At 61.8% G+C, this 15,803-nt stretch carries 12 protein-coding genes; 7 read left to right on the plus strand and 5 right to left on the minus strand.

Annotated elements, in window-relative coordinates; genetic code table 11:
* Window positions 1-158 precede the first annotated feature (158 nt).
* On the minus strand, window positions 159-797 hold the full coding sequence (locus AC1ECN_RS32355; RefSeq protein ID WP_018070861.1) for a response regulator transcription factor: 639 nt from the start codon (window positions 795-797) through the stop codon (window positions 159-161).
* Window positions 798-1,222: 425 nt separating this feature from the next.
* Here AC1ECN_RS32355 and AC1ECN_RS32360 point away from each other — a divergent pair, with 425 nt between their 5' ends.
* From AC1ECN_RS32360 to AC1ECN_RS32380, 5 genes are all read left to right on the plus strand, one after another.
* Window positions 1,223-1,618, plus strand: coding sequence for a response regulator transcription factor (locus AC1ECN_RS32360; protein ID WP_018070862.1), 396 nt, complete (start codon window positions 1,223-1,225; stop codon window positions 1,616-1,618).
* A gap of 531 nt (window positions 1,619-2,149) precedes the next feature.
* Window positions 2,150-4,141, plus strand: a complete 1,992-nt coding sequence (locus tag AC1ECN_RS32365) for an efflux RND transporter periplasmic adaptor subunit (protein ID WP_477955254.1) — start codon at window positions 2,150-2,152, stop codon at window positions 4,139-4,141.
* Window positions 4,138-7,188, plus strand: coding sequence for an efflux RND transporter permease subunit (locus AC1ECN_RS32370; protein ID WP_130672241.1), 3,051 nt, complete (start codon window positions 4,138-4,140; stop codon window positions 7,186-7,188). The genes AC1ECN_RS32365 and AC1ECN_RS32370 overlap by 4 nt, the downstream gene beginning before the upstream one ends.
* A gap of 1 nt (window position 7,189) precedes the next feature.
* Window positions 7,190-8,479 carry an alpha/beta hydrolase gene (locus AC1ECN_RS32375; protein WP_130672242.1) on the plus strand — a complete coding sequence of 430 codons (1,290 nt, stop codon included), beginning with the start codon at window positions 7,190-7,192 and terminating at the stop codon, window positions 8,477-8,479.
* Window positions 8,480-8,546: 67 nt separating this feature from the next.
* Window positions 8,547-9,185 (plus strand): TetR family transcriptional regulator, encoded by a 639-nt coding sequence (locus AC1ECN_RS32380; protein WP_130672243.1) that lies wholly within the window; start codon window positions 8,547-8,549, stop codon window positions 9,183-9,185.
* Between the two features lie 18 nt (window positions 9,186-9,203).
* On the opposite strand, the gene AC1ECN_RS32385 is transcribed toward AC1ECN_RS32380, so the two are convergent.
* Window positions 9,204-9,671: a cupin domain-containing protein gene (locus tag AC1ECN_RS32385; protein WP_477955257.1), complete on the minus strand. Its 468-nt coding sequence runs from the start codon at window positions 9,669-9,671 to the stop codon at window positions 9,204-9,206.
* Window positions 9,672-10,099: 428 nt separating this feature from the next.
* On the opposite strand from AC1ECN_RS32385, the gene AC1ECN_RS32390 reads away from it, so the two are divergent.
* Window positions 10,100-10,918: a sugar phosphate isomerase/epimerase family protein gene (locus AC1ECN_RS32390; protein WP_477955259.1), complete on the plus strand. Its 819-nt coding sequence runs from the start codon at window positions 10,100-10,102 to the stop codon at window positions 10,916-10,918.
* Between the two features lie 336 nt (window positions 10,919-11,254).
* On the opposite strand, the gene AC1ECN_RS32395 is transcribed toward AC1ECN_RS32390, so the two are convergent.
* Window positions 11,255-12,298, minus strand: a complete 1,044-nt coding sequence (locus AC1ECN_RS32395) for a zinc-dependent alcohol dehydrogenase family protein (RefSeq protein WP_477955261.1) — start codon at window positions 12,296-12,298, stop codon at window positions 11,255-11,257.
* A gap of 349 nt (window positions 12,299-12,647) precedes the next feature.
* On the opposite strand from AC1ECN_RS32395, the gene AC1ECN_RS32400 reads away from it, so the two are divergent.
* A complete protein-coding gene (locus AC1ECN_RS32400; RefSeq protein ID WP_130654998.1) occupies window positions 12,648-13,535 on the plus strand; it encodes a branched-chain amino acid aminotransferase in 888 nt (295 codons plus the stop codon).
* 113 nt (window positions 13,536-13,648) lie between these two features.
* Here the strand turns inward: AC1ECN_RS32400 and speB are convergent, their stop codons facing one another.
* Together speB and AC1ECN_RS32410 are read right to left on the minus strand one after the other, a co-directional pair.
* Window positions 13,649-14,695 (minus strand): agmatinase, encoded by a 1,047-nt coding sequence (gene speB, locus AC1ECN_RS32405; protein WP_018070872.1) that lies wholly within the window; start codon window positions 14,693-14,695, stop codon window positions 13,649-13,651.
* Window positions 14,696-14,831: 136 nt separating this feature from the next.
* Window positions 14,832-15,734 (minus strand): LysR family transcriptional regulator, encoded by a 903-nt coding sequence (locus tag AC1ECN_RS32410; RefSeq protein WP_018070873.1) that lies wholly within the window; start codon window positions 15,732-15,734, stop codon window positions 14,832-14,834.
* Window positions 15,735-15,803 lie beyond the last annotated feature (69 nt).

The following is a 15,803-nucleotide window of genomic DNA, read 5'->3' on the forward strand; positions in this document are numbered from 1 at the left end:
AGGCTCAAGGCGGGCCGATCGGGACGATACGGCCTGGGAGGAGGTGGAGAACGAAAGGAGCCTGCATCATAGAGGAGAGCTCCCGCCGGCGCTATTAGCCACCAGGACGGTTCGATTACCAATGAGGAGGGGGTAACCTATACGCGCAGCCAAGACCCTTACGAGTGCGTTTGCGGCTTTCCCGGCGCGAGCATCAGTTTGTCAGCCATACGCGCGAGTTCGGGCAGGGATCTGGTGCCCATCTTCTGCATGACCTGGCTGCGGTGAACCTTCACGGTAATCTCGCTCACGCCTAGATCGCCGGCAATTTGCTTGTTAAGCCGTCCGGTCACCACCAAAGCCATCACCTCGCGCTCCCGCGGCGTCAGGCTATCGAAACGCGCGCGCACCGTCGCCAATGACTTTTCATTTTCAAGCCACACGCGGTCGCGCGCCAGGCCGACGTGAACGGCGTCGAGCAAATCCTGGTCTCGGAACGGTTTCGTTAGGAACTCGACGGCGCCCCCCTTCATCGCCTGGACAGACATGGGAATGTCGCCGTGCCCGGTGATGAAGACGATCGGCAACTGAATATTTTCTCGCGACAGCGCAAGCTGAAAATCAAGGCCGCTTTGCCCTGGAAGGCGGACATCGAGCACGAGACAGGTCGGTCCGTCGGGTCGCCCAGATCTGAGGAAGTCGCCGACCGAAGCAAGGAGGTTGACGGCAAAGCCGACGGAACGCAGCAGACTGCCAAGCGCCTCGCGGATCTCCGGGTCATCATCGATGACAATGATGGTTGCTGGCGCCTCGGTCAATCGTCAGAACTCCCAAGGTGATTCGACGTCTTGGGAATATATACTATCGAGCCCCACTGCAGCGGCAGCGGGCGAAGCCAACCAGCATAAGCATAGCGCCGGTCACGCGATGAGAACACTCCTCCTGTCTCCTTCGCTATTGCCGAAACGGGTCCTCTTTCGCACACCAGAATGCGCGATAATTACCTCGGCCACAAGGCTAGATGCGGGCGGCCCCAAAAGCGCTTGCGCGTCCAGCTGTCTGCCGTGGCATGCCGATGCGCCACATGCCCGGCGATGCCGCGCTCGTCGCGCAAGTCTTAGACACGCTATACGATTGTATAGCTTGCGACGCCTTTGTCGCCGTTCGATACTAAATCCATCCAGTCAAGCGCGCCACAACGCTAATTCGGCACGATGCCGGTCGGCGAAGTTGGGAGGCGGCAGTGCCAACCAAGAGACCTCTGATTGCGATCGTCGACGACGACGAGTCGATACGGGACGCTATAAAGGGGCTCATGAGGTCGATGGGATTTGACGCCGAGTCCTTTTCATCCGCAGATGATTTCTTGATATCTCCTGATGTCCGCCGCACGGCCTGCCTCGTGACAGACATCAATATGCCTGGAATGAGCGGACTCGATCTGCACCGCCGGCTCGTCGCGCTGGGCAAGAGCATTCCGACTATTCTGATCACCGCCTTCCCGGAAAAGAATATGGGCGCGTCAGCGTTGGGCGCGGACGTCGTCGGCTGTCTGACAAAGCCGTTCAACGGACAGACTTTGCTTGATTGCATCCGYTCTGCGCTGGCTCTCAATGGCGAGGGCGAAAGCGGTTCATGAGGTCGCAAAGACCTGTCCGAGGCAAAGCGCGCCGCCCTGTAAGCATTTGGCCGGTGACGGGCAGGGGACCGTCTCGCCCGGTTCTGAGACAGTGTGAAGTAAGGACGACGCTCGAGGCTTTTGAGCAAGGCCCACCGCCCGCCCGCTGTCGAACCTGCTGACGGGGTCTTAGACGGCCTGCCATGCGTCGTGCCGTGACATAATCAGGCGCTCGCGCGGCCGGTCCGCAACCTTCTCAATGCCCCCTCGGGCGAGGGGCGGTTAGGCAGGCGGGGGAACGCTGGGGGCCGCAGCGCATCGGATCTAGAGCCACCCTCCGGAAAATCCCGCGCGACCAGTGGCTTGCAGCCATTCCACTCGAACTCGATGTTGCGTGTGTCAACATTTTTGCTTTGCGATGTTGACATTGCCCACTCCCATCTTTAAGTGGGCGTTGTCAACATCGCAAATGGCCCTCATTCGCAATCAGATTGAAGACTGCGGCGAACACCGTGGCTCTCCTTTTGGTCGCAAACCGTACCGGAGCAAAAAATGCAGTCCTTTCGATTGCTGGGAATTGGTCTCGCCTGCGCAGTTCTGGCTGCTTGCGAAGAAAAAGCCGAAGTTGCGCCGCCGCCGCAGCAGGTCCGCGTCGTCGCGGCCGCCGAGGCTCAGTATCAGCCGGGTGCGGAAATCACCGGCGAGGTGAAGGCTAGGGTTCAGACCGACCTCTCCTTTCGCGTCAGCGGCCGGGTTCTTGAGAGAAGGGTCGACGTCGGATCGCATGTCCACGCCGGCGACGTCCTTGCCCGCCTCAACGACACGGAACAACAGGCGGATGTCAGCGTCGCCCGCGCCGCGCTGGAGTCGGCGCAGGCCATCGTTGCGCAGAAGACACTCGCCTTCGATCGAGCCAAGTCGCTCCTGCAGTCGCAGGCCGTTCCGCGGGCGGTCTTTGACGATGCACAGAAGGAGTTGCTGAGTGCGCGGGCTTCCCTCGAGGCGGCCGAGGCCGCGCTCGCGACGAGCGAGGACGCGCTGTCCTACACCGAGTTGAAAGCGGCTGCAGACGGCATCATCACGGCGCGCGGCATCGAAGCCGGGCAGGTGGTATCAGCAGCTCAGTCGGCCTTCACGCTCGCCCATGACGGACCGCGGGATGCGGTGTTCGACGTCTTCGAGGCATTCTTTCTGGATGGCCGGCCGCGGAACGACGTCGAGGTCGCACCGGTCTCCGACCCCTCGCGCGACGTCCATGCCAGCATACGCGAGGTCTCGCCCGTCATAGACGCGAAGGCAGGCACGATCCGGATCAAGGTGGGGCTCCAGGACGGCGCGCCATGGCCGCTCGGAACGCCTGTCGTGGGCAAGCTGCGCGCCTCGCCGCGCGACGGCATCGTGCTGCCCTATACCGCAATCGCATCAGCCGAAGGCGAACCAGCCGTGTGGCTCGTCAACACTCAAAACCAAACCGTTTCGCTCCGGAAGATTTCGGTCGACCGGTACCGCCAGAGCGATTTCGTCGTCACCGGCGGCGTCGCTGCACAAGACGTCAAAGTTGTCATGGCTGCGGCCGAACAGGACAAAGCGGTAAGCTCGCCCGGCGTGGTGCGAGCCCGCATCGAGACTGACCTGGCGTTTCGGACGCTCGGGCGAATGGTCTCTCGCAAGGTCGATGTCGGCGACTTGGTGCACAAAGGCGATGTCCTGGCGGAAATCGATCCTCTCACTCTGCAGCTCGCGGTCAGGAGCGCGGAAGCCGAACTGCGCAACGCCCAGGCGCAGTTGGAGAACGCGGCGACGACGGAAACGCGTAAGCGAAGGCTCGTCCAAAGCAATGCAGCGAGCGTTGCCGATCACGATCTTGCCGAGCAGCAGCTCAAGTCGGCTACCGCCAATGCTGCGAAAGCGACGGCCAGCCTTGCGAAGGCGCATGAGCAGCTAGGCTACGCCGAACTGAGGGCCGAGTTCGATGGCGTCGTGACCGCCACGTCCGCGGAAATGGGTCAGACCGTCTCGGCCGGCCAACCGGTCTTGAAACTGGCACGCCTCGAGCAGCGCGACGTGGTCGTCGACGTGCCGGAAGCGCAGTTCAGTCGCGTTCGCCTGGACGACCGCTTCAATGTCGCCCTCCAGCTCGACAGCAGGATCCAGGCGACTGGGGTGGTCCGCGAGATCGCACCGCAGGCCGATCCCAATACCCGCACTTATCGGCTGAAGATCGGGATCGATCAGGCGCCGGACATCTTCCGCCTTGGCGCCGTGGTCACTGCGACGCCGCTTGTTGTCGGAGAAGGGAAGCAGGCGATCATGCTGCCGCTCTCCGCCATCCGCCATGAAGGCGGGACCAGCCAGGTATGGGTGGTAGATCGCTCGACGGCCACTGTCGCTCCGAGAACGGTTGAACTGGAAGGTCCGGCGTCCGCCCCCCGTTCTGTCCTGGTTCAAGCGGGGCTGCGGGAAGGGGAAGAGATCGTCATAGCCGGAATCGATGAACTCACCGATGGACAGAAAGTGCAACTCGGACAGGAGCCACGCCCGTGAATAAATTCAACCTTTCTGACTGGGCGCTCGAGCATCGTTCTCTTGTCTGGTACTTCATGATCATGTTCGCGGTGGCGGGCGCCTTTGCCTATCTCGGACTCGGCCGCGAGGAGGATCCGTCCTTTACGATCAAGACGATGGTGATCCAGGCTCAGTGGCCGGGCGCTTCTGCCCAGGAGGTGACGCAGCAGGTTACCGACCGCATCGAAAAGAAGCTCCAGGAACTCGACAAACTGGAACATACCCGCAGCATTACGACTGCCGGTCAAACGATCGTCTTCGTCGATTTGCTGCCGGATACGAACGCGCGGGACGTAAAGCCCACCTGGTCGCGCGTCCGCAACTTGATTGACGACATCAAGCACGAATTCCCCCAAGGCGTGGTCGGACCCTTCTTCGATGACCAGTTCGGCGACGTCTATGGCAATATCTTTGCCTTCACGGCAGATGACCTCAGCCAGAGAGAACTGCGCGATTTCGCAGAGGGTGCCCGAACGCAGATCCTCAACATCCCCGACGTCGGCAAGGTCGACATCGTCGGCGCACAGGACGAGGTGATCTACCTCGAGTTCTCCACCCGCAAGATCGCCGCCCTCGGCATCGACCGTTCCGCCATCATTGCCACGCTCCAGGCGCAGAACGCAGTCACCCAGTCCGGCTTTGTCGAAACGGGGCCGGAGCGGGTCGCTTTGCGGGTCGGCGGGCGCTTTATTTCCGAAGACACCTTGCGCGGGATCAACCTTCGGGTAAACGACCGGTTCTTCCCGCTGACCGACGTCGCAACGATCACCCGTGGTTACGTCGACCCGCCGACGTCGCTCTTCCGCTTCAATGGAAAGCCGGCGATTGGACTGGCGATCGGCATGAAGACCGGCGGCAATGTGCTCGCCTTCGGCGAAGCGCTCGAAAAGACGATGACCCGGATCATTCAGGATCTGCCGGTCGGTGTCGCCGTCGAACAGGTCTCGGATCAGCCGAAAGTGGTTGAAGAGGCAGTCGGCGGCTTCACGAAAGCCCTGTTCGAGGCGGTCGCAATCGTGCTCGCAATCAGCTTCATCAGTCTGGGGATGAGGGCCGGCCTGGTGGTGGCAATCGCAATCCCGCTCGTTCTCGCCATCACGTTCATGGTCATGTTCTACACCGGCATATCGCTGCAGCGCATCTCGCTTGGAGCGCTGATCATCGCGCTCGGCCTCCTCGTCGACGACGCCATGATCGCCGTCGAGATGATGGTTGCACGGCTGGAAGCGGGCGACAATCTCACGAGGGCCGCCACCTACGTCTACACATCGACTGCGTTTCCCATGTTGACCGGCACTCTGGTTACGGTCGCGGGCTTCATCCCCGTCGCTTTCAACAAGAGCAACGCGGGCGAGTTCACCTTCACCCTGTTCGTCGTCATCGCGGTTTCACTCGTCGTGTCGTGGGTGGTCGCCGTCGTGTTCACGCCGCTGATCGGCGTGACCGTTCTACCGAAGGCGATGAAGAAGCACGCCGAGCACAAGGGTCGGTTTGCCAAAGTTTTTTCCAGCCTTCTGCAATTCTGTCTGCGCTGGCGCTGGATGACGATCGTCGCAACGGTCCTTCTCTTCGCGGGATCGATCGCCGGCCTGTCGATGGTGCAGCAACAGTTCTTCCCGAGCTCCGATCGCCCGGAACTGATCGTCGACTGGAACCTGCCACAGAACAGCTCCATCGCCGAAACGAGCCGCCAGATGGGCCAGTTCGAGCGTGAGATGCTGGCCGGCAATCCTGGCGTCGAGCATTGGTCGACATATGTCGGGAGGGGTGCGCCGCGCTTCGTTCTTTCCTTCGACGTGCAGCCGGCCGACGTTTCCTTCGGCCAGACGGTCATTGTCACCAAAGGACTCGATGTCAGGGACAAGCTGAAGCAGCAGATGGAAACCTACCTTCGGAAGTCGTTTCCGGGAACGGACGCTTACGTGAAGCTTCTGGACATCGGCCCTCCGGTTGGCAAGCCGATCCAATACCGCGTGTCCGGCGAAAATCTGCAGACGGTGCGCGAGCTGGCACAGAAGCTGGGCTCGATCGTCGGCGCCCATCCATCTCTCAGGAACCTTGCCTTCAATTGGAACGAACCGGCCCGCGTCGTGAAGATAGACGTACTGCAGGACAAGGCCCGGCAGCTTGGCGTCTCGTCCCAGGACATCGCGATGGCGCTCAACACCGTCGTACAGGGGAATGCCGTGACGCAGGTCCGCGACGACATCTATCTCGTCGACGTCATCGGGCGTGCCGCGGAAAAGGAGCGCGGCTCGATCGACACCCTGCTTGACCTGCAACTGCAGAGCAGCAGCGGTCAATCCGTGCCGCTGTCATCGGTCGCAACCTTTCACTACGAGCTCGAACAGCCGACAATCTGGCGGCGCGACAGAATTCCGACCATCACGATCAAGGCCGGAATCGGCGATGCGACGCAGCCGGCGACCGTCGTGAAGGCGCTCTCCGACAAGGTTTCGGCATTTGAAAAGACACTACCGGCCGGGTATTCGGTCAAGATCGGGGGCGCGGTCGAGGAAAGCGCCAAGTCGCAAGGCCCGATTGCGAAGGTGGCGCCGGCTATGTTCGTCATCATGGCGACGCTCTTGATGATCCAGCTTCAGAGCTTCCACAGGCTGTTCCTGGTCTTCTCGGTGGCTCCGCTGGCGCTCATCGGCGTCGTCGTGGCGCTGCTCGCCAGCAACTCGCCGCTCGGGTTCGTCGCACTCCTGGGCGTGCTCGCGCTGGTCGGAATCCTCATCCGCAACTCCGTGATCCTGATCGTGCAGATCGAGGAGCTGCGTGCAGAGGGAATGTCGGCATGGAAGGCGGTGGTGGAGGCGACCGAACACCGCATGCGACCGATCATGCTCACTGCCGCGGCGGCGACGCTGGCCCTGATCCCGATCTCGCATGAGATTTTCTGGGGTCCGATGGCCTACGCGATGATGGGTGGGATCGTCGTCGGAACGGCGCTGACACTTCTCTTCCTACCGGCGCTCTACGTCGCCTGGTTCCGGATTCCTCGCGAAGTCGAGCAGAACTGAGATGAGCACACCGCTCTCACTCCCTGGACACATTGCCCAGGGTCTCACCGGCTTTGGATTTGGATTCGTCAAGGCAATCGCTGCCCGCTTGGGCCGCGCCGTCCCGGTCCTTGTGGCCCTGTCTCTTGTTGCATCGGGTTGCGCCAACCGGGTGCAGGATGTCCTGCAGCCTCTCGCCGTAGCCCCGGCCGGCACGAGCCGGGTCACCATGCTCGTCGCCACGACGCGCAAGCCTTCGGAGGATCCCGGCAAACTCTTTACCGGCGACCGCGGGACGGCGATTTCCCTTAACAGCGTCGACGTATCCATCCCGCCCGATCGGGACCGCAAGATCGGGGAGGTGCAGTGGCCGTCCCGCATGCCGCCCAACCCGCAAAAGGAGTTTGCGGTCACGCAGGTTGCCAAGGTGCAATCCGAGGGCCAGGCGTTCGACTGGTACCGGAAGAATCGAAACACGAAGCATCAGGTCATCATTTTCGTGCATGGCTTCAACAACACCTACGCCGATGCTGTCTTCCGCTTCGCGCAGATCGTCCATGACTCGGGTACCGACGCCGCACCGATCCTGTTCACCTGGCCATCAAGGGGCCGTGTCTTCGATTACCTCTACGACAAGGAGAGCGCCAACTATTCGCGTCGCGCTCTGGAGGATCTGATCCTCCAGGCTGTCAAAAGTCCCGACGTCTCCGATGTGACGATCCTCGCCCATTCCATGGGCGGCTGGCTTGCGGCCGAGGCGTTACGCGGCGTCGCCATGCGCGAGAAATCAATCCCGACGAAGGTGAAGAACGTCGTCCTCGCATCGCCGGACATCGACATCGACGTTTTCCGTCGCCAGTTCACTGAGATGGGGCCGAAGCGGCCGCACTTTGTGATTTTGACATCGACACGCGACAAGGCGCTGGAGATGTCGAGCTGGCTATCGGGTGGCGTCAGCCGCGTCGGCGGCTCCGATCTCAGACCTTATGCGCCTCTTCTCGACGAACTCGGCGTTTCCGTTATCGACACGAGCGCCATCGCGACGAACGATCCGCTCGGCCACAATGCCTTCGCAGACAGTCCTGAGATCGTGCGCCTGCTCGGGCGGCGGCTGGCAGGGCAGAGCCTCGAGGGCGGAAAGGCGAGCGTTGCCGATCAGATCGGGATGACAGCGGCCAATTTCGCCGGCTCGGCAGCGCGCGTAGCCGTTGCGGCTCCAGTCGCGGTCATCAGCCCGGAGGCGCGAGAAATCCTGAAGCGAGAGCTCTCCTCGAATGGGGGAAAGATGGTGGATGGCCAGATTGCGTACTGATCGTCAACCGCCTCGATCAGACGCTATCTGAGACCCGCCCAGCATGCGGACTAGATAGGATTGGCAAATGGAAATTGGCACGACTGTAAAAAACCAGCCGCAGACTGGCTATTTGTCCTCGATCATCGAAGCCGGCACGGCAGCGTGCCGGCTGTACGGGCTCTCGAAAACAAACGTCGTCGATATCGCTCGACTGCTGGGGAAGTCGCCGGCCAGTGTGTACAAAATCTTCCCCTCCAAGGCCGCGATTTGGGATGCCATTGCCGGGAATTTCTTCGAAACTGACCTCTGCTTCACCCCGTCTGCTGGCGGCGAGCTCACCAGTGCGGCGAGCCGCCTGAAAGAAACCGCGCTCGGACAACACCGCTTGATGCTGCGAGCACATCACGGCGACAGCCAGATGTTCGACCTCATTGTTCTCGCCGCAGAAGGCAATTGGCCATCATTCAGAGACCACCTGACGCGACTTCAAGCGTATGTGGGGGAGCTCGTTGCTACCGGCATCGCGACTGAAGAGTTCGCTCCGAGGAATGTTGTCACGGCCGCTGCCTGCTTTTGCGCCTCAGTCATCTCCTTATGGGACCCCAGAATTATGGGCGCCCTGCCTGTGAACCACAGTGAGCTGTCAGCTCATGAACTCGCTTCCTTCGCAGTTGCAGCTCTCCGGCCAAGCTCCCCGGGCGAGGAGAGCATGGCCGCGGAATGACGCCACCAGATGCGGCCGCTAGGCCGCGAGAATGGTGATCCCGTAGGCATTGGCGGCCGCCGTCATGCGGGCGATGGTGTCCGCCGAAGGGCTGGCCTTCGGTGGCTCGGTTGCGCCTTCCGCTTCGATGAACTCGGCCATGTCCCGATCGACGACCGCGGAAAAGACCACGGGGACGGTTCCGCGGTTGGAATAGCCGTGCACCATGAAGGGCGGGATGGTGACGATGTCGCCGGCGCTGGCCTCGATCTCTTCGGGGCCGCTGTCGCTCAGGCGCCAGATCGTCAGCTTTCCCTCGAGGATGCGGAACACTTCGGGGCTCGCATGCGCATGTTTCGGCGTCCGGCTGCCTGATGGCACGGTGACGTCGAAGATATTGAGCCAGGTTCCGCTGATTCTAAGCCGCCGCTCGACCCGGTCAGCGAGGACGAAAAACCGCTTTGCCTCGTCKCTCGCAGGCATTTTCACAAATGAGTTGGACATCATGTCTCTTTCTTTTTCTTACAGGGCTTTTTCTTGCGGGCGCAGCCGTTAGACCTTTGCGACGCCTTTGACAACCCGCCCTGTTGTTGGGGGTAACATCGCCGAGCGCTTTCAAAGAAGCGCGCTATATCAGCCGAAGCGCTGAACAAACGGCTCCGTTGCCAGGGGTTCAGCGCCGCTCGCGCGCCACTGCGTCACGAGACTGTCGGGGCCGATATCGGTACTTCGGGGCGTTTCCGCAAGGTCCGCCAATGCCGCATCAGCTATGCGGAAATGACTGAGGCCGGAGAGTTCGAAAGGCTCGGCACCTGTAATACCGCCGACACAGAAGGGGCGCATAGAACGCGGCGGCCGTTCTTGGCCTCCCTGGGGCCGTCCTTCCACGCAGTCCCGGCATTCACATTGATCATTCACATTGATGGAGCGCATCCATGTCCTCTCTTCCCGTCGTCGGCGCAGCCATGACGCTCGATGAAGTCGAACTTCACCGTGATTGGCTCTTCGAAAAGTCCCGCGATCTCGAATTGCAGAGCTTCGTCGATGCCGAGGTTCTGAACGGCGACTGGGCGCCGCTTGCCGCCCGCGCCAGGCGTATTCTCGACGGTCATGGCGGCCGCCTCGGCATTCACGGCCCGTTCTGGGGCTTCACCGTCGCCTCGGAAGATCCGGATATCCGCGCCATCGTCACCCGGCGCCTGCTGCAGGGCCTCGATGTGTGCGCCGCCATCGGCGCGACCCATATGATCATCCACAGCCCTTATACGTCCTGGTCCTACAACAATCTCGACGACAATGCCGGCGCCCGCGAAGCTCTGGTCGAGCGCACGCACATGACCCTGCGCGACGCCGTCCGGCGCGCCGAGGATATCGGCTGCACCATGGTCATCGAGAACATCGAGGACAAGGATCCGCATATTCGCGTGGCGCTTGCCGAGAGCTTCCAATCGCCTGCCGTCGCCGTCTCGATCGATACCGGCCACGCCCATTATGCCCATGGCTATACCGGTGCGCCGCCGGTCGATTATTACGTCAAGGCCGCCGGCAATCGCCTGCAGCATGTCCACTTGCAGGATGCCGACGGATATGCCGACCGCCACTGGAGCCTCGGCGAAGGCACGATCCGCTGGCATGCCGTCTTCGCAGCCCTTGCCAAGCTCGARAGCAACCCGCGCCTCATCATCGAGATTAAGGACAAATCGAAGATCCCGGCTTCATCGGCTTTTCTTGCCTCGATCGGTCTGGCTGAATAAGGCTGTTGTCTGGGCATTTTGGCTGGCTCCCTCTTCTCCCCAGCGGGGGTCCGGAGGACGGGTCGAGACCCGCGGCTCGACCCCGGTCGGTGGCCCGAAGGGTCGGATGAGGGGGCCACACGGCACTACGTCATTGATTGCCCTTCGCTTCCGCTCCGTGCATTCGCGGCTTCGCCACTCACCCCCTCAACCGCCTGCCGGCACCTTCCCCGCTGGGGAGAAGAGATTCGTGGTAGCGCCTTGGTTCCCTTCTTCTCAGTAGGAGCAAGACATATCAGACGAAACCCGCTTGCTCGCTCACCTGTGTTCGTCACAGGAGGGGAGGGCGGAACTCGCTCATGAAAACCGGGTAATCACGCTGATCCCCGTGGCCTCAGCCTTGTCGAGCGCCATCAGCGCCGGCACAGCCTCCTCGAGGCTGATGCGGCGTCCGATCAGCTTCTGCGGCGCGATCTTTCCGGCCGAAAGCATCGACAGCATGGCGTCGTATCGCCAGGCCTGCATGCCGTGGCTGCCGTAGATTTCCAGCTCGTGGCCGATCACCTGTGCCATCGGGATTTGCGGCGCCGCATGCTCGCCGAGCATCAACCCCACCTGAACATGCCGCCCGCGCCGGCGCAGGTTCTTTATCGAGTTGAAGCAGGTGACGGGATGGCCGAGCGCGTCGATCGAGACATGCGCGCCGCCCTTGGTGATTTCGCGCACCGCCTCCGCCACGTCGGCGACGCCGGATGCATTGACCGTCGCCACCGCCCCGCACTCCCGCGCAAAGGCAAGTTTCTCCTCGGAAATGTCTATGCCGATCGCATTCGCTCCGAGCGCCGTGGCGATCATGATCGCCGACAGCCCGACACCGCCGCAGCCATGCACGGCGATCCATTCGCCGGGCCTGGTGCGCGCCTGGTCGGCGACGGCGCGAAACGAGGTGGCGAAGCGGCAGCCGAGGCTTGCCGCCGTCGCATCGTCGATCGTATCGGGCAGGTGCACCAGATTGGTGTCGGCATAATCGATCGCCACATATTCGGCAAACGACCCCCAATGGGTGAAGCCCGGCTGGAACTKGTTCGGGCAGACCTGCTGGTTGCCGGAATGGCACTCTCCGCAATGGCCGCAGCCGGAAACGAAGGGCACAGTCACCCGGTCGCCCACCTTGAAACGCATGACACCGCGGCCGGTGGCGACGATCCTCCCGGCAAGCTCATGTCCCGGCACATGCGGCAGCCGGATATCCGGGTCGTGCCCCATCCAGCCGTGCCAGTCGCTGCGGCAGAGCCCGCTGGCCCCAACGGATATGATGACACCGTCCTCTGTCGCTGTCGGATCGGCAACGGTGCGGATTTCGGGCGCCTGTTCGAAGGCTTCGTAAAACATGGCTTTCATCGGCGTCTTCCCTTGCTGCCGAATGCATGTCGCCCGGAAGTGTGCAGCGGTTCCGGGATAATGACATGCATAAAAAAGAGCTTAAGAGCGTGGCATGGATAAAAGTCGATGCGACGCTCTTAAGCGGCGGTTCCACCCATCATCGCATGCGACAAGTAGCCATTCCAACCTTCCATTCCATCATTTTTGCTGATGCACCCATCGCTGAGGCCCGTGTGACTGCGCACGAATATTGCGGCTTCGCACCCGCTTCCGGCATTTTCTTGCTTCCGCGTTTCCTGCCCCGATTTGTCCTTGACCCGGCTAGCCGTGGCGGCTTTTCCTTCTCCGGCTTCAGGAGGAAACCATCATGGCCGTCGATACAACACCCCGTTCAACCACCTGGACACATGTCGACGGGGAATGGCTCCCCGGCAATCCGCCGCTGATCGGGCCGACCTCGCATGCCATGTGGCTCGGCTCCACGGTCTTCGACGGTGCTCGCTGGTTCGACGGCATCGCGCCGGATCTTGACCTGCACTGCCAGCGCATCAACCGCTCGGCGCTCGCCATGGGCCTGAAGCCGGTGAAAACAGCCGAGGAGATTGTGGCACTTGCCTGGGAAGGCGTCGCAAAATTCGATGGCGCGACACCGATCTACATCAAGCCGATGTATTGGGGCGAACATGGTTCGCCGGGCAGCGTCGTCTCCGTCGATGGGGACTCGACCCGCTTCGCGCTCTGCCTGTTCGAGGCGCCGATGGGCGGCCATGGCGGCACCAGCCTCACCGTCTCGCCCTATCGCCGCCCGTCGCCGGAAACGGCGATGACCGAGGCGAAGACCGGCTCGCTCTATCCAAACAGCGGCCGCATGATCGCCGAAGCGCGCAGCCGCGGTTTTGACAATGCACTGGTGCGCGACCTGAACGGCAACGTCGTCGAGACCGCCTCTTCGAACGTCTTCATGGTCAGGGACGGCGTGGTGTTGACACCGGCCGCCAACCGCACCTTCCTCGCCGGCATTACGCGTTCCCGCGTCATCGGCCTGCTGCGCAAGGCCGGTTTCGACGTGCATGAAGCAACGCTCTCCGTGGAGGATTTCATGCAAGCCGACGAGATCTTCACCACCGGCAACTATTCCAAAGTCGTCGGCGTCATCCGTCTCGACGGCCGCGACCTCCAGGAAGGCCCAGTCACCCGCAAGGCGCTGGAACTCTACATGGACTGGGCCTTCGGCAGAAGCGAGAGTGAAGAGTGAGCCACGATCCCGCAAAGCGGGAGCAATCGATCCAGTGAATCGATTGCAGTGGCGAACGCCCGGAGCGCAAGCGCAGGGCCGGCGCGCAGCAAGTGCAAGCGCCGGCGCGGATGTCAGCGGCCCTGAGCTGATGGACTGAACACCAGCAGGCTTAGAATTTCGAAGAGAACCTGAGCCCCCGCCTGGGCGGTGTTGGTGGTGCTGTCATATTGCGGCGCGACTTCGACCACGTCACCACCGACGAAATTGATCCCCTTGAGACCCCGGAGCAGCTCGAGTGCTTCCCGGGTGGTGAGACCGCCGGGCTCGGGTGTTCCGGTGCCGGGGGCAAAGGCCGGGTCCAGGCTGTCGATATCGAAGGACAGATAGGTCGGACCGTCGCCGACAATGCGTCGGGCTTTTTCGATGATGGCTGGAATGCCCATGCCGGAAATCTCCTCGGCATGAATGACGGTCATCCCGGATTCATAGGAGAATTCCCAGAGATATTCGGAGGGACCTCGGATGCCGATCTGCACGGTGCGGGTCGGATCGAGAACGCCGTCCAGCACGGCGTTGCGCATGGGGCCGCCATGGTGGAACTTGCTCTGGTCGAAAGGACCGCCGGTATCGCAATGCGCGTCGATATGGATAAGGCCGACCGGCTCCCGCGCCCCGACCGCTTTCAGGATTGGATGCGTGATGGAGTGATCACCGCCGACCGAGACTGGGATGACGCCCGCCGCGACGATCTTCGTGATGGCCGCCTCGATATTCTCATGGCATTGCTCCAGGCGATATCGGCTCGCAAACGGCACATCGCCGATATCGGCTGCACGCAGGTCATAGGCCGGGGCGCAATCCAGAACGTGGTGATAGGGTCCGATCCGCTCGATGCCGCGTACGGCCCGCGGTCCGAACCTTGATCCCGGCCGGTTGCTGACGCCGAGATCCATCGGGATGCCGACGACGGCGACTTGCAGATCACCAAAATCGGGAGCGGCGAAGTTCACCTCCTTGTAGGGTAGGCTCGCAAAGGTCGAGACGCCGGAATAGGGGGCCGCGCGCGTGCCGCCCCTGAAAATCTTCTCAGCCACCCGACGGAATCGCGGATCGAAAAATTCGGCGCTATCTGCGAATTTCCTGCGCAGATCGTCGAGATGCTTCTTCAAATCAACCATGGTCTTGTCCCTCGTTTCTGCATTCAGTCTGACGGCGCGCCGCCCGGTTCACAGCTTCAATGCCGATAATGGTTGCGGCTATGCCTGACAGCTCTATTGCGCGAAGGGCAGCCTGTTGCACCGAGGTTTGCCTCGCTCATGTCATCCACTTCCGATGCTCCGCAAATCTCTCCGCCAAGAGGTCGATGAACAGCCTCACCTTCGTCGGCAGATGGCTKCGGTTGGGATAGACGGCGTTGATATTGAATTCCACCGGCCGGTAGTCCGGCATGATCTTCACCAGCCGCCCTTCGGCGATGTCGTCGAACACGACGAAACTCGGCGCCAGGAAAATGCCGCGCCCGGTCAGCGTCAGGAAGCGCAGCATCTCGGCGCTGTTGGAAACGACGTTGCCGCTGATCTTGACGCTCTCCTTGTTGCCCTCGGCATCCTCGAAGCGCCATTCGTCGCCATAGGGGTAATAGGCATATTGCAGGCAATTGTGATCGGCGACCTCGGCCGGGACCTTCGGCATCGGATGGCTCTCGAAATAGGCCGGCGAGCAGACGAGCATATGGCGCCACGGCGTCAGCTTGCGGGCGACGAGCGATGAATCCGGCGGTGGTACCGTGCGCATCACCAGGTCGTATCCATCCTCGATCATGTCGACCATCCGCTCGCCGACGCTGAAATCGAGTGCGATCGACGGATAGAGCTCCATAAATTCGCTGACGACAGGCAGCAGGAAACGCACGATGGCGCTGCTGGTATAGACCTTCAGCGTGCCGCGCGGCGTCGTGCTCAGCGCGCCCGCCGTCCGGTCCGCCTCATCGAGTTCGGCCAGGATCTGCGACGAACGCTCATAATAATATTTGCCGGTTTCCGTCAGGCTGACCTTGCGCGTCGTGCGGTTAAGCAGCCGCACGCCGAGCCGGTCCTCCAGCGATTGCACGTGGTTGCCGACCATTGTGACGGACATGTTGAGCCGGCGCGCGGCGGCGGAGAAACCGCCGCATTCGACCACGCGGCCAAAGACTGTGAGACTTGTCAGTCGATCCATATTGCCCTCGGATTATCCGCTGAGAGTTGATGATCCTTCCCGATTTAAGCAGATTATCAAAATAAATGT

The sequence above is a fragment of the Rhizobium sp. 01N447_2 genome (genome assembly GCF_056399245.1).

What these genes read in the sequence shown, in the direction of transcription:
- AC1ECN_RS32365 (WP_477955254.1), top strand. Translation starts at nt 2,150, where the DNA reads ATGCAGTCCTTTCGATTGCTGGGAATTGGTCTCGCCTGCGCAGTTCTG.
- AC1ECN_RS32375 (WP_130672242.1), top strand. Translation starts at nt 7,190, where the DNA reads ATGAGCACACCGCTCTCACTCCCTGGACACATTGCCCAGGGTCTCACC.
- AC1ECN_RS32380 (WP_130672243.1), top strand. Translation starts at nt 8,547, where the DNA reads ATGGAAATTGGCACGACTGTAAAAAACCAGCCGCAGACTGGCTATTTG.
- AC1ECN_RS32400 (WP_130654998.1), top strand. Translation starts at nt 12,648, where the DNA reads ATGGCCGTCGATACAACACCCCGTTCAACCACCTGGACACATGTCGAC.
- speB (WP_018070872.1), bottom strand. Translation starts at nt 14,695, where the DNA reads ATGGTTGATTTGAAGAAGCATCTCGACGATCTGCGCAGGAAATTCGCA.